The organism is Fibrobacter sp., from assembly GCA_024399065.1.
Classification (GTDB): Bacteria; Fibrobacterota; Fibrobacteria; order Fibrobacterales; family Fibrobacteraceae; genus Fibrobacter.
The window spans coordinates 1-15584 of the sequence record JAKSIB010000014.1 but is presented as its reverse complement, the minus strand read 5'-3'; the positions used below and the strand labels follow the sequence as shown (position 1 = coordinate 15584).

General features: G+C 50.0%; 9 protein-coding genes. 2 read left to right on the top strand and 7 right to left on the bottom strand.

The annotated features are described in order from the left end of the window. Window positions 1-138: 138 nt before the first annotated feature. Window positions 139-1182: a histidine phosphatase family protein gene (locus tag MJZ25_08415; GenBank protein ID MCQ2124191.1), complete on the bottom strand. Its 1044-nt coding sequence runs from the start codon at window positions 1180-1182 to the stop codon at window positions 139-141. Window positions 1183-1357: 175 nt separating this feature from the next. After that, entirely contained in the window at window positions 1358-2908 is a 1551-nt protein-coding gene (locus MJZ25_08410) for a carbohydrate binding domain-containing protein (protein ID MCQ2124190.1), read from the bottom strand. A gap of 313 nt (window positions 2909-3221) precedes the next feature. Between MJZ25_08410 and MJZ25_08405 the strand changes: the two genes are divergently transcribed. After that, window positions 3222-5075 (top strand): type IIA DNA topoisomerase subunit B, encoded by a 1854-nt coding sequence (locus MJZ25_08405; GenBank protein ID MCQ2124189.1) that lies wholly within the window; start codon window positions 3222-3224, stop codon window positions 5073-5075. A gap of 2 nt (window positions 5076-5077) precedes the next feature. Beyond that, complete coding sequence (locus MJZ25_08400) at window positions 5078-7615, top strand: DNA gyrase/topoisomerase IV subunit A (protein ID MCQ2124188.1); 2538 nt, start codon at window positions 5078-5080, stop codon at window positions 7613-7615. A gap of 112 nt (window positions 7616-7727) precedes the next feature. On the opposite strand, the gene MJZ25_08395 is transcribed toward MJZ25_08400, so the two are convergent. From MJZ25_08395 to MJZ25_08375, 5 genes are all read right to left on the bottom strand, one after another. Further along, window positions 7728-8981: a tetratricopeptide repeat protein gene (locus MJZ25_08395; GenBank protein MCQ2124187.1), complete on the bottom strand. Its 1254-nt coding sequence runs from the start codon at window positions 8979-8981 to the stop codon at window positions 7728-7730. Window positions 8982-9155: 174 nt separating this feature from the next. Further along, window positions 9156-11180, bottom strand: coding sequence for a fibrobacter succinogenes major paralogous domain-containing protein (locus MJZ25_08390; GenBank protein ID MCQ2124186.1), 2025 nt, complete (start codon window positions 11178-11180; stop codon window positions 9156-9158). A gap of 114 nt (window positions 11181-11294) precedes the next feature. Then, entirely contained in the window at window positions 11295-13346 is a 2052-nt protein-coding gene (locus MJZ25_08385; GenBank protein MCQ2124185.1) for an NAD(+) synthase, read from the bottom strand. 413 nt (window positions 13347-13759) lie between these two features. Further along, the gene (locus MJZ25_08380) at window positions 13760-15280 is read right to left on the bottom strand and encodes a sigma 54-interacting transcriptional regulator (protein MCQ2124184.1); all 1521 of its coding nucleotides are present in this window, start codon (window positions 15278-15280) and stop codon (window positions 13760-13762) included. 71 nt (window positions 15281-15351) lie between these two features. After that, window positions 15352-15584, bottom strand: a 233-nt coding sequence (locus MJZ25_08375) for an LL-diaminopimelate aminotransferase (GenBank protein MCQ2124183.1), incomplete at its 5' end; no start/stop codon positions are given.

Here is a 15584-nt window from a genome sequence, read left to right as displayed (position 1 = left end):
TAAAAAGTCTACATTTGCTACATATTTTTACGTTACAAACGTAATTTTGTAGACATTTTTACAAATAAAAAGTCTACATTTAAAAACTTTTTTTTGTAAAATGAAAAAAGATCCCTTTTAAGGGGTCCAAAAGATCTTTTACATCGTTCCGGAATACAAATCCGTCACACCAGGGTAAACCGGGATATAGCGGACATGACCCGTTTCGTTCACGACCATGGCCACGCCCGACATGTAATTAAGCCACTTATTCGTTTCATAGTAGCGCAAATCCACCAGACGATTCGTTGCCCAGGCGACAAAAGGAACCAGCAGCTGGTCATGGGAAACCGCGATGGTGTACTTGGGCATATCTTCGTAATCCAGGACCAAATAAGAGTCCATCAGTTCCTGGCTAGCCTCGTCAATATCCTTGAACGCGTCAGAATATCTGGAAGTAAATGCCCAGCGCGAGAACACAGGCCAGCCACCCTGATTATTGTTTTCGGACTTGTACTTAGCCAAAAGATCAGTATCCTTCACATACCAGGAATCCGTCAAATTAGCATACTGTTGTAGCGAGAAGTTTCCCTGTTCCTTGCCCTCCGCGATATAGCGGCAAGTTTCCGCAGCTCGTTTGAAATTTGAACTGATAAAGGCAAAATCGCCATAGACCTTCAAGCCTTGGCCCAGTTCTCGAGCTTGGCTCTTGCCCTTGTCCGTCAGTTCGCCATTGATGCTGGTGTCATCTGTACGAGCGGAATGGCGGATAAAGAAAACAACCTTTTCATTCGTCCTCAGGCCAGACAAAACATCACGGATGCGGACAAAGTAGCCTACGGCATCATGGGCTGGGCCCTGATACACTGAGCTATTCAAATAAAGGGTGTCAATTTGAACAACCGTATCTTTAGAATAAACAGTATCCTTCGTTACCAGGGTATCCTTGAAGATCAACGTATCCAGAACCACCAAGGTATCCATCTGAACCAAGGTTTTCACTTCATGAATAGTATCAATTTTCACCAAGGTGTCATAGACGTACTTGACATCCTTAAGCACCAAAGTGTCCTTGACAACCAAGGTATCCACCCGGCTCACATAATTCTGGGATGAATTTTCGCTAGCACTTGTAGCGTCTTCACAGGCGGAAAGCAAAACCACAAGCGAAAGCAACGCGGTCCATAGAACGCATTTTTTCATGTTACACCCTTTCCTATTTTACACCAAAACACCAAAAACAATTGATGTAAAATTCCAATCCGGGCGGAAATTTAGAAATTCTCATTACTTTGTACAAGGATAAAATTTTTGTACAAAGTATTCAAAAAAAAAGCCCGACCTTTAAAAGGCCGGACTTTTGAATTACTTCATGAAATTACTTCACCGAGATTTTATAGGCAGCCATCCCCTTGGTTTTCACCAAGTAGACACCAGCCCTCTGAGTAATCAGCTTCACTTGAGCGCGAACGCCGTACATATTGGAAGCCTTCACTTGTCCTAAACGGGCGCCAGAAAGGCTAAACACGTCATAAGTTCGCATTGCGCCGTCCATCAGGTTCAACTGAGCACCGATAGACTGCGTTTTCGGATCTTCACAATCTGCGCTTTCACAAACCGGCTCCTGAACTGCGGGAGCTTCAATCTTTTTGATAGAAACGTTATCCAAGGTAAGCCTGCCTTCTGATGTACCGGCGTTAAAGCTCAGTCGGCTATTGGTATCTGTGGCAGCAGTCATCTGGAACTGCAGCTTATAAGTCTTAGCTTCAGTACCAATATCGAAGTTGCCCTTTTCCTTCAGGTAGCTATCCCACGGAGATTCATGCTGTTCCACGTTGACTTCAAGCTTGCGGGCAGCATCAGCGCTAGCTTCAAAACTTACTTCGTACCACTGATTCTTTTCAAGATGCAGGTCATGCTGAATTAACTGCACAGAATAAGGTTGGTCACCAACAGAGGCAATGTCCATTACATACTTGCCATTCTTGATTTCGCCCACGGCCTTAGCACTATGCAGCTGCAAGTCCCAGGCCACATCGGTAGAATCAAAGCCACCATTGAAAATGGAATCGCGGTTAGTCGGCACAACAATAGCCGGAGTAACAGGAGCACCTTCACCAGTAGCGCCATCCAGGGAGAATCGCTTCACAAAGTTCCAGATTTCATCGGAAGTATTGACGCTGGCCAAGTCCATGGAATACCAGTGGCCCTTGCCTGCAATGGTCATGAGGCGGATTTCGCTACCGCCCTGGCAACCCGTCCACACTTCAAGAGATGCAGCAGAAGAAGCCTTGCCTACCGGATACTGGGAATACTTGGTAGAATTGGTGTTGCACTTTTCGTAGTTCACCCAGTTCTTCAAATTGCTTACGCCGCCATTATAATTTACCACGTCGTCAGTAGTACCGTGGGTATGGATAATAGGCATGGGGCGGCTGCCGGAAGGAGTTCCTCCGCCCAGGGGATAACCGGAGCAAGGTGCGATGGCTGCAATCTGGTCGGCCATCTTGGTTGCAGCGTAGTAACTCATCATGCCACCCATGGAAAAGCCCGAAACATAAACGCGCTTCTTGTCGATTCCATAACGGGTATACATATCGTTAATGATGGCCTTCAAGAAATTCAGGTCCTTGGTTCCACCCAGGTCCCAGCCCTTGTTAATTCCATTGGGGAAAACCACCACGAAACGGGCGGTATCTGCAATAGGCTCCCACTTGGCAGCATTCCTCTGGTAGGAGGCATCCTGGTTCATGCCATGCATCTGAATAATGAGGGGACGGTTTTTCTCGATACCAGCCGGAGCGTACACCTGCATATTTCTGGTGGTACCATCTACAGTGAGATTATCTGCGGCCGCCACGGAGAAACATCCAGAAACAGCCACCAAAAGTGCGGACACTATGCCCGTAGCAAACTTTTTGCCCAACATTCCATACTCCTTTTTCAATAGGAAGCACCCTATCTTTACCGCACATTGGGCACCACCCCGCCGTGCACCCTATAAAGTAAATAGGTACGTGAGCAAAATCACCACCCCTGCCGAAGGTTCTATTGATAAAATATCAACGCCAATATAGTGCACAAATTTTCACTTTTTATTGCAAATTTTTGTTATATTTGTGAATGTGCACGTTTTTGACACGGAAAAATTCCTAAAATTGCCGAAAACTAGCGAAAGCATTCAGTAAAACGCTTAAATACCTATAGAAAAGGATCGCAGAAAAGCGCTTTGAGATATTGATATGGCTACTGTAAAATACGACGAAAGTAATATTAAGACATTGGATTGGTACGAACATATCCGCATGCGTCCGGGTATGTACATCGGTAAGCTGGGCGACGGCCAGAGCCCCGATGACGGTATCTACGTTCTCGCCAAGGAAGTGATCGACAACTCCATCGACGAATTCGCCATGGGTGCCGGCAAAAAAATCGAAATCACCATGGAAGACCACGCCTGCCGCGTCCGCGACTATGGCCGTGGCATCCCCCTGGAAAAGGTCATCGACTGCGTAAGCAAGATGAACACCGGCGGTAAATACGATTCCGAAGCCTTCCAGAAGTCCGTGGGTATGAACGGTGTGGGTACCAAGGCCGTAAACGCCCTCTCCACCACTTTCGTTGTCCGCAGTATTCGCGACGGTCGCGTGAAAAAGGCCGAATTCAGCAAGGGTATCCTAGTCAAGGACTACAAGATCGAGGCTACCAACGAAAAGAACGGTACCGAAATCTACTTCGTGCCCGACAACGACCTTTTCAAGAACTTCAGGTTCCTTCCGGCCTACATGGAAGAAAAAATCTGGAACTACGCTTACCTGAACACAGGCTTGTCCCTCATCATGAACGACAAGACCTACGTAAGCCCCAACGGTCTTTTGGACCTCTTGCACAGCCGTACCGACGATACCATCCGCTACGACGTCATCCACTGCAAGAGCAAGGATATCGAGTTCGCCATCACCCATTCCAACCAGGAAGGTGAACATTACTTTAGCTTCGTGAACGGCCAGCACACCACCCAGGGTGGTACTCATCAGGCAGCCTTCCGCGAAGGCGTGGTCAAGGGCATCCGCGACCATTTCAAGAAGGAATTCGACGCCAGCGACGTACGTAACTGCATTATCGGTGCCATTTCCGTGCGTATCCAGGAACCGGTTTTCGAATCCCAGACCAAGACCAAGCTGGGCAGCACCACTACCGCACCCAACGGCCCCGCACTTCGCTCCTGGATCGTGGACTACGTGGCCAAGGAACTGGACAACTACCTTCACAAGAACGAAGCCGTTGCCAAGGCAATGCTGGACCGCATCAACCAGAACGAAAAGCTCCGCAAGGACCTGGCTGGTGTAAAGAAGCTGGCCAACGAACGCGCCAAGAAGGCAAATCTTAACAACAAGAAGCTTCGTGACTGTTCCGTACACCTTACCGATGCAAAGAACCCGCTGAAGAACGAAACCATGATCTTCATTACCGAAGGTAACTCTGCATCCGGTACCATCACTACGGCACGTAACCCCAAGACCCAGGCAGTGTTCAGCCTTCGCGGTAAGCCGCTGAACAGTTTCGGCCTGAGCAAGAAGATTGTTTACGAAAACGAAGAATGGAACCTGCTGCAGGCAGCCTTGAACATCGAAAACGGTCTGGAAGACCTGCGTTACGACAAGGTGATTATCGCAACCGATGCTGACGTGGACGGTATGCACATCCGCCTGTTGCTCATGACCTTCTTCTTGCAGTTCTTCCCGGAACTGGTGGCAGAAAAGCACCTGTACATTCTGCAGGCTCCCCTGTTCCGCGTCCGCCATAAGAAGGACAAGTCCAAGACCTTCTACTGCTACGACGAAGAGGAACGCGACCGCGCCGCCAAGGAAATCACCAAGAAGGACCTGGAAATCACACGATTCAAAGGTCTTGGCGAAATGGACTCCGAAGACTTTAAGCTTCTGATCGGCGAAAACATGCACCTGGAAACAGTGACCATGCCTACCGACGCTTCCCTGGGTAAAATGCTTGAATATTACATGGGCAAGAACACCCAGAGCCGTCAGGACTTTATTGTTGAAAACCTTAGAACTGAAGCCGTTGAGGAGCTGTAATCATGGATGAAGAACAGAAAACACTAGGCCTCTCCAACGTAAATCATCTGGAAAAGCTGTATAACGGCTGGTTCCTGGACTACGCAAGCTACACCATCCTTGACCGTGCCGTGCCCTACTTCGAAGACGGCCTCAAGCCGGTGCAGCGCCGCATTCTGCACACCCTTTTCGAAATGCACGATGGCAGTTTCCACAAGGTGGCAGGTATCGTAGGTGATACCATGCATTACCACCCCCATGGCGACGCTTCTATCTACAGCGCCCTGGTGAACATGGGCCAGAAGAACCTGCTCATCGAGCCCCAGGGTAACTGGGGTAACCCTCTCACCGGTAACGAAGCTGCAGCTCCCCGTTACATCGAAGGTAAGCTTTCCGACTTCGCTGTAGAAGTGATGTTCAACCCGGAAACCACGGAATGGATCCCCAACTACGATGGTCGTTCCAAGGAACCGGTTTCCTTGCCCGCCAAGTTCCCCATTGTGCTTGCACAGGGCGTCGATGGTATTGCCGTGGGCCTTTCCACCACCATCCTCCCCCACAACTTCAAGGAACTTTGCCAAGCAAGCATCGACTACCTGCGCGGCCGTAAGTTCCAGCTTTTCCCGGACTTCTTTACCGGCGGCATCATCGACGTCAGCGAATACGACGACGGTCGTCGCGGCGGCCGCCTCAAGGTCCGCGCCCGCATCGAAAAGGTAGACAACAAGACTCTCGCCATTCGTGAAATTCCCTTCGGAACCACTACGGATAGCCTGATCGACTCCATCGTCAAGGCCAATGACAAGGGCAAGATCAAGGTGAAGCAGATTGTGGACCACACCACCGAAAACGTGGAAATCCTGGTTCATCTGCAGCCCGGTACCGACCCCCAGGTGGCAATCGATGCCCTCTATGCATTTACCGACTGCCAGACTACCTTGGCAGCCAACTCCTGCGTCATTATCGACAAGAAGCCCAAGTTCAGTAGCACTACCGAACTTCTGAAGCTTTCTACGGACCACACCGTTCACCTGCTGGACTGGGAACTGAGCAACCAGCTCAAGCACCTGCAGGACCAGTGGCACATGACCAGCCTTGAAAAGATCTTCATCGAGCACGAAGTCTATGAAGTGATCAAGCAGGCCAAGACCCACGAAGAAATGGTGCAGTTGATCGACGACGGTTTGAAGCCCTATGTGCGCAAGCTCCGTCGCGAAGTGACCCGTGAAGAAATTCTCAAGTTGGCAGAAATCCCCGTCCGCAGAATCAGCCGTTTCGACCGCAAGAAGGCCGACGAATTACTGAAGGAACTGGATGCAAAGATTGACGAAGTCAACTACAACAAGGAACATTTGACCGACTACGCCGTCAACTACTTCAAGAACATCCTCAAGAAGTATGGCGAAGGTCGCGACCGCAAGACCGAAATCGGCGAATTTGGCACCGTCAGCGCAGTCCATGTGGCTCTGGCCAACCAGAAGCTCTACGTGAACCGCAAGGAAGGCTTCGTCGGCACCGGCATGAAGAAGGAAGAATACCTCTTCGACGTGTCCGAATACGACGACCTTATCGTGTTCAAGGCCGATGGCAGTTTCAAGGTGGTCAAGGTCAGCGACAAGGACTTCGTCGGTAAAGACATTATCCTGGTTGAAAAGTTCAAGAAGGACGACGACCGCCATATCTATAACGTCATCCACCAGGATGGCAAGGAAGGCACCGCCTACATCAAGCGCTTCAACGTGGGTGGCGTTACCCGCGACAAGGACTACTTCATGGGCAAGGGCAAGCCGGGCAGCAAGATTCTTTACCTGTCCAGCAACCTGAACGGCGAAGCCGAAGTGGTGGAAGTCACCCTGAAGCCCCGCCCCCGTACCAAGCTGAACTTCGAAGTGGATTTCAGCACCGTGGAAGTGAAGGGCCGTGGCGCCATCGGCAATATCGTCACCAAGTACCCCATCAAGAGCATCAAGCGCACCAAGAAGGGCGTTAGCACCTTGGGCGCACGCGTGCTGTACTTCGACGCCCCCAGTGGCATCATCAGCACCCAGAAGAAGGGCGACCGCATCGGTGAATTCGGCGAAAAGGACAAGATCCTTATCGTGAAGGAAAACGGAACTGCACGAGTCCACGACATGGCCGACCCGATCTTGATCGGTACCGGCATCAAGTACATCCACAAGTTCGACCCCGCACAGGTCTTTACCGTTCTGTACTTCGAAGGCGGAAACTTCAACTACATGGTCAAGCGTTTCAACCTGGAAGGCTGCCCCATGACCGCTGAATTCAGCCTGATTTCCGACCACAAGGATTCCCAGATGATCGAGTTCTTCGCAACAGACGACGCTCGCCAGCTGATGGAATACCAGGTTGGCCGCGAAGTCCAGAAGGAAGAACTGGACCTGACCGAAATCGCCGACGTGAAGGGCTATAAGGCTCTGGGCAGCAAGTTCACCGCCAAGAAGGTGAAGCGCACCAGCCGAATCTCCCCCGCCGATCCCTTCTGCGATTCCGTAGAAGACGATGGCGCTGAAGATGACGGCGACAACGACCTGTTTAAATAACTAGGAACGTCGCGGACCAGTTCCGCGACAATCCCAGCATACCCCTTAAACAAAAAATCCCGACGTTTCTGCGTGAACGCCGGGATTTTTCTTTTATCTACCCACGGGTAATTTAGCCTCGTGTAGCAGGACTTCTGGGAGGTGCGTTGGTGGAAGGAACATACTTTCCCTTAGGCTTCCCATTAGTATTTTTTGCAGGAGGTTTTAAAGGAACGGGTTTTTCCGTCTTTCCTTGCGCTGCTTTTTCTGCGTCCTTCAAAGCCTTCGACTCAGCCACAGCTTTTTCATAGGCTTCCTTATTTTTTTTGCTAGCTTCCGGCAAATAGGTTTCGTTATACCAAGTAAAGAAGCGCTGAGCATCCTCATCGTTCTTCAGGCGCCACTGGGCAAAGCTAGGACGGTCCACATCTGCAAAACAAAGATTGACAAAGGCGTCAATAAGTTTTTCCTTTGCCAAGCCCTTGTAGAAAGACTGCAACGGGCTATCGTAATCCTTCTGTTCGAATTCCGAAAAGATCTTGATGGCAGTGGCGGAAGTGGTGGTCATGAAATGGAACTGTTGTTCCCCATTAGAATCAGGTTCGTACAGACGATGATTTCCCACAGAATCAGCAGCAATAGTAGTAGCAATTGTCAGCATAAAAGCCATGTGGACATCAGATCCATTAGATGGATTCAAATTAATGGAAATGTGTTTTTTCCCATCTTTTCCTACACTGTCCATTGACACCATATTTTTAGGAATTCGATGCAAAAGCTTTACAGTCTGCTGCTTAATTTCAGTTTTCTGAGTAATAAACTTGGTATAAAGACCGTAGGCAAACAAGTCTATCCATAGGCCAAGTTTAGCGCTGTTCTGCATCAAGGAGGCGTAAGTCGTCTCATGTGTTTTAGTATTTTCTGCACTTCTCAGAAACCACACCCGAGCCAGGCTATCATTTTTCACACTGTTGCAAGTAACACCTGCGTTATAAGACAGCATATAGTTCCAAGGAGAACGAGAGTATCCATCATCGAAATACTTAAGGGCTGTTTTCTGGTCGCCCATCAAGTCGTAAATGGAACCCAGCATGCCAATAATCTGACCATCGAAAATGGGATCATTATTTGCTGACAAGGCCTGCTTTCCGTACTCTGCGGCGTCCTTGTAGTTTTTCTTTGCGTAGTTGCTAAATGAAATTTCGTACAAAATAAACGCGTCATTAGGAGTTAGCTTATCAGCTTCCTTATATTTGGCAATTGCCTCGTCATAGCGTCCAGAATCATGTAACTTACTCCCCTCCGCCAGTAAATATGCGGCTTCATCATATTTATCAGCAAAGGAAGCCACCACCAACAAAGTCAACAGTAGAACAATCTTTTTCATACCAACCTCCTTTTCAAATCAACCTATTTTGAATTCTATGAATCCGCCAATAAGTCGGACAATTCAAAAATTCTTTACAAATACAGAAAGGCCCCTTTGGGAGCCTTTTCCATATTCCATGTTGGATGTATTTTGATTTTCTTCAGCGATTTTTGGGTTATACTCACAATCGCGTTAGTCCTTGAGGCAACGCAAACTTCGACCGAGGTCCTTGGCGGATTGGCCTAAATCAAAGTTTGGTGCATTTAGACCCAGGCTCCACGCTCTGTAGCTAGAGTCCTCAGAGGCTGTCCAAAAGGAGGTGACGGCGCCCCGAAGTTCGAAAGAGACACTGCTCCACATGAAACCGGCGGGGAGCGCCGAGAACCCATACATGTCGGTACCATTTTCGCTGCCACCCCAGCCGTTCATGGATCTCAACGATCCAGGAAAACTGGATCCATCTATGTAAATGTAAGTGAGCAGAGAGCTGTACCCCTCGTTCGTGGGCACATGCCAGCCTTCTGGGCAAATGCCGCGGTGGGGGCTATTGGGGGTACAGGTCTTACCGTAGCCGCATTTGGTTCCTGCGTTTACGCTGAACTGGGCAGCACTGTCCATCACGGCGCTCCAGGTGTAAAGACGACCATACTTGTCGCAGTTGGAAGCTTCATTTTCATAGCACCAGCTGGTGGAGTCGGAGGTGTAACTGTCGTAATTGTACTTCACGCCGGTGTATGCGTAATTCAGGTTCTCCGCCATCCAGGTTTGGTAGCCAATTTTTACTGTTTTATACACTTGGCCGTCGCGTTCATCAGTAAACTCACCGTAGTCAATATTTGGGTTCAAGTAGGCCCATGCAGCCTTCATAGAAGAACTGCTTGCAACAGAGCTGCTACTCTTTGCGGAGGAACTACTTGCAACCGACGACGAGGACTTCGCGGAGCTGGACGACGCAACAGAGCTGCTGCTCTTTGCAGAAGAGCTGCTAGATCCCCGATCGGAGTCGGGGATGACACTGGAAGATGAGCCAGGAACACTGGTGGAAGAACTACTTACGACAGAAGAAGAGGATGTTACGGAACTTGAGTCCTTGAGGCAACGCAAACTTCGACCGTAGTCCTTGGCGGATTGGCCTAAATCGAAGTTTGGTACATTTAGACCCAGGCTCCACGCTCTGTAGCTAGAGTCCTCAGAGGCTGTCCAAAAGGAGGTGACGGCGCCCCGAAGTTCGAAAGAGACACTGCTCCACATGAAACCGGCGGGGAGCGCCGAGAACCCATACATGTCGGTACCATTTTCGCTGCCACCCCAGCCGTTCATGGATCTCAACGATCCAGGAAAACTGGATCCATCTATGTAAATGTAAGTGAGCAGAGAGCTGTACCCCTCGTTCGTGGGCACATGCCAGCCTTCTGGGCAAATGCCGCGGTGGGGGCTATTGGGGGTACAGGTCTTACCGTAGCCGCATTTGGTTCCTGCATTTACGCTGAACTGGGCTGCGCTGTCCATCACGGCGCTCCAGGTATAAAGGCGACCGTACTTGTCGCAGTTGGAAGCCTTGTCATCATAGCACCAGCTGGTGGAGTCGGAAGTGTAACCATCGTAATCGTACTTCACACCTACGTAACGATAGTTCAAATTCTCCGCCATCCAGGTCTGGGTGCCAATGGTGACTGTCTTGTACACCTGGCCGTCGCGTTCATCAGTAAACTCACCGTAGTCAATTTTGGGGTTTAAGTAGGCCCATACAGCCTTCATAGAAGAACTGCTTGCAACAGAGCTGCTAGATCCCGGGTCGGTGCCCGGGGTGACACTGGAAGAGGAGCTTGCAACCTCGCCAACAACATCCCAGGAGCCTTCCACGCAATTCAACTCGCGGTCTTCTTCATAAAGGTAAGCTGACAGGCCTTCTCTTGAGCCAGTACAGCCAGGCAGATTTTCTTCAACGTCAGCAATCATATCGTAATGATCCCACCTACGATTCTTGCAAACAAAACCTTCCTTTGTCCCATTAATAAAGTTAACGAAACCTTCCCTGCTTTCTGTACAGCTGGGCAAATTTTCTTCAGACTCAACCGAAGAAACATTTGCCCCCTCATGATTATTCGACGGTCCGTTTGTAGAGCCTCCGTCGCCACAGGCCACAAGGCCCAAAGCCAGGGCAAAAGCTACAAAGCCAAACTTAACCAAACTATTTCCAAAAATTTTTCCATTCATCGAATCTACTTCCTCGGGCCAGATTTACATACTCGCACCATACATTTACGTTTTAAGTATAACTTAATTTACAGGTTCTTGCCCGTGACTGGAATTCCAACAACGTTTGTCAAGCTATTCCCTAAAGCTTGCGTTCAGGGAATTGGTGAGCCAGTCGCCGAAGCTTGCGTCCGAAGGCATTCTCCAGTCGGCGCGGGGAGACAAGCTGATGGTACCCACCTTGGGGCCATCGGGAATGCAGCTACGCTTGAATTGCTGGGTAAAGAAGCGGCGTACAAACAAAGTAAGGCAGCGTTCCAGTTCTTCGTCGGGATAAAGACCGGCGAAGGCGTGCTTTGCCAGGAACAGCATCTTTGCAGGTTCTGCGCCGTACTTTGCAAAATGGTACAGATAGAAATCGTGAATTTCGTAGGCGCCAAGGATGGATTCGGTTTTCTGGGCAATCTGGCCGTTGGCGTCGGCAGGCAGAAGTTCCGGAGAAACCGGCGTATCCAAGATGTCGCGAAGCACTGCGGAAAGCGCATCGGCGGACTTGAAAGCAGCAGCCTCGTCGGCGGAGCCAGCGGCTACATCTGCGGCAAAGAAATTGCGGGCGCGGTCAGCGTACCAAGCCACCACGTGACGGACCAAGGTCTTGGGAATATCGCAGTTCACGGCGTACATGGACATGTGATCCGCATTGTAGGTGCTCCAGCCCAAAGCGATTTCGGAAAGGTCGCCGGTACCTACCACAATGCCGCCTTCCTTGTTGGCCACATCCATCAGAATCTGGGTGCGTTCGCGGGCCTGGACATTTTCGTAGGTTACGTTCAGCACAGCAGGGTCATGACCGATGTCGCTGAAGTGCTGCATACAGGCGTCCTTGATGGACACGGTGCGCAGTTCAACGCCCAAAAGGTTTGCCATTTCCACCGCATTGTTCTTGGTGCGGTTGGTAGTTCCAAAGCCGGGCATAGTCAGCACCAGAATTTCGGAAGCGGGTCGTTTGAGCAGCTTAAACGTTTCTGCAATAACCAACAGCGCAAGGGTGGAATCCAGGCCGCCGCTCAAGCCCACAACAGCACGCTTGGAACGGGAAGCCTCCATACGCTTGGCAAGGCCTGCGCACTGGATATTGAAAATTTCCTTGCAGTTAATATCGCGGGTTTCAATGTTTCCGGGCACAAAAGGCGTTGCACAAACATAGCGGTGCTTCAAAACATCGATATCCTTGATGTTTTCAAAGGAAGCGGCGCGGGCAAATGCTGCAGTAGAATCGTAATCCTGGAAAGAGCCTTCGCTAAGGCGCTGCATATTCAAGCGCTGCACATCCACATCGGCGTAGATGATTTCGGATTCACGACCATAATTCTTGTTTTCCGCCAGCATGGTTCCGTTTTCGGCAATCATCAGGTGGCCGCTGAACACCATGTCGGTGGTGGATTCCTGCACGCCGGCGGAGGCATAGACGTAGGCTGCCATGCAACGGGCAGACTGGTTCATGACCAGGTTGCGGCGGTAATCCCCCTTCCCCACCAAGGCATCGCTTGCAGAAAGGTTCAAGATAACGTTGGCACCAGCCAAGGCAAGTTCACCACTGGGCGGCATAGGAGTCCAAAGGTCTTCGCAAAGTTCCACGCCAAAACGGATCTCGGAGCCCTCGCCCTTAACAGTAAAGAAGTTGGTCACTGGCACTTCGCCAAAGCCATCGATTTCGGCGCGGACGGCTCCATAGTTGGCGCCACATGCGCAAGCGGAACTATAAACGCCGGCGCCTTTCAACAAGTCGCGACCGCTGGAGAAATGTCTCTTTTCGTAGAATTCACGCTGGTTGGGCAAATGAATTTTCGGAGTCACCGCAATCAGTTTACCGCTTTGCACAAAAGCTGCGCAGTTATAAAGGCGGCTCTGCAAACGCAGGGGCAAGCCCACGGCCAGCACCATGTCGCTATCCTTGAAGGCATCGGCAATTTCACGCAGACTACGCAGGGAGTTCTTCAGCAGAAGTTCCTGGTGGAACAGGTCGCTACAGGTGTAGCCTGTAATGCAAAGTTCCGGGAACACCGTCACAGCGGCGCCCTCATTTTGGGCAATCTTGCCGCAGCGAATAATTTCGGCGGTGTTAAACTCAGTATCCGCAACCTTCAGGTTGGGGCAAACAGAAGCAAATCGATAAAATCCGAACATGTTTTAAATATAAAAAACAATTGAAATTATCCATTACCTGGAACGAGCTACAACCTCAAAAGTCACCCAAAGCCCATATTGGAGGGCCGTAAAATAGAGTCGGAAATAGAGCCGGAAATAAAAATCGCAAAAAAAGGTTACTAAACGAGTTTTTTCAAAAACTTTAGTAACCCAACATTTACTTTATTCAAACAAAACCGATGTTATTTACAACATTCGAGGTTACTAAAGCTGCTCAACAAAAGTATTTAGTAACCCTGTTTTCTTCGACTGCAACAAACAACAGCCTGTTTTGAAGCAAATCTGTTTAATTTGTATAAAAAACAGGTTACTAAACCAGCAAATTTTAGCGATTTAGTAACCCAATTTTCAAAAAGCACCTTTCAAAAGCAAGATACCGCTTTCAGAAGCATTTACTTTCCGGACTTGATGCCCAGCTTGTTCATGCGGTAGTTCATCATGCGGGGGCTGACACCAAGTTCGCGGCCTGCAGCAGAAAGGTTTCCGTTGTGGCGCTTGATGGCTTCGGTGATCAGCTCACGTTCGTAGTTGTTCATCATCACGTCCAGCGGAGCGCTCTTCATTTCTGCAGAAATCACAGAACCGGTGCTCAAGCTTGTCTGTAACGAAGGCGGCAAGTTGTAGCTGTGAACGCAGTCGTCGCTTGCCGTAAGCACGGCACGTTCCATGCAGTTTTCAAGTTCACGGACGTTACCCGGCCAATGATAGCTCATGAGCAAGTTGATGGCGGTTGTAGACAAACGAGCCACCTTCTTGTTGTAGCGCAAGTTCATCTTTTCGATGAAGTGTTCTGCCAGCAAGATAATGTCGCTCTGGCGCTTTGCCAGGTCCGGCATGGAAATCGGGAAAATGTTCAGGCGGTAGAACAAGTCTTCGCGGAACAGTTTCTTTTCCATCAATTCTTCAAGGTTGCGGCTAGTTGCAGCAAGGAAGCGAACATCGGAATGAAGTTCTTCGTTACTGCCCACGCGGCTGAAAGTCTTTTCCTGCAAGAAGCGGAGCAACTTCACCTGGGTCTGCATGGTGAGATCGCCAATTTCATCCAGGAACAAGGTTCCGCCATTTGCAGCCTCTGCACGGCCAATTCTGCGGTTCACTGCACCAGTGAACGCACCCTTTTCGTGACCGAAAAGTTCGCTTTCCACCAAGTTCTCGGGAAGGGCGGCGCAGTTCAAGGTAATGAAGGGTTTGTCCTTACGACCCGACATGTTCACAATGGCGCGGGCGATCATTTCCTTACCCGTACCGCTTCCACCGCGGATGAGCACCGTGGCATCGGAAGGAGCCACTTGGCGAACCTGTTCGTAGACAATCTGCATTTCGCGGCAGTTGCCCACCAGGTCGGAGGGATTGTTGGAAAGCATGTCACGGAGCTTACGGTTTTCTTCGCGCAGCGCATCCTGTTCTGCATGGATTTCAATACATTCGTTGGCAGCATCACCAGTGATGTTTGCAATAATTTCAAGCAGTGCCACGTCGCGATCCAAGTCCGTAGCGCCATCCACCGGGCGGTCCACGGAAAGAGTACCGATGAGGTCTTCATCGTGAATCAGCGGCACGCAAATGAAGGCCACCTGGCTATCGTAATTGCGGGAGCCAGTGCGGTTCAAAAAGCGGGAATCCTTGCGCAGGTCCGGAATCACATGGCTGCGGCGAGTTTCTGCCACATGGCCCGTAATACCTTCACCAATATGATACTGGCCCAGCTGCTTTTCGGCATCATCCAACCCGTGGGAGGATTCAATCTTCAGGGTATCCCCGAAACGCAGCGTAAAGGTGCCGCGGAGCATACCGAGTTCCGTATCCAAAATGGAGAGCACATTGTCGAGGAGCTTTTCCACATTCCTTTCGTGAATGATGGCAGCGCTGATCTTTTGGATTACGGCAATTTCTGGGCCGATTGGTTGTTTCATAGGAGTCTCTTGGTTCGGAATCTGACTTTACATAAAATGTAAAACAAGTTTTTTTCTAAGTCAACTTATTTTTAAAGTTTTTCCTTAATACGCTTCAGGGCAACCTTGGTCTGTTCGTGGTCGCCAAAAGCGGTCAGGCGGAAATAGCCTTCGCCGCAGGGGCCAAAGCCACTACCCGGGGTACCCACAACTTCGCAAGTGCCAAGGAGGCGATCGAAGAAGTCGAAGGACTTTTCGCCTTCGGGCAGTTTCCACCAGATGTAGGGAGCGTGTTCGCCACCAAATACGGTGTAGCCGGCGGCGG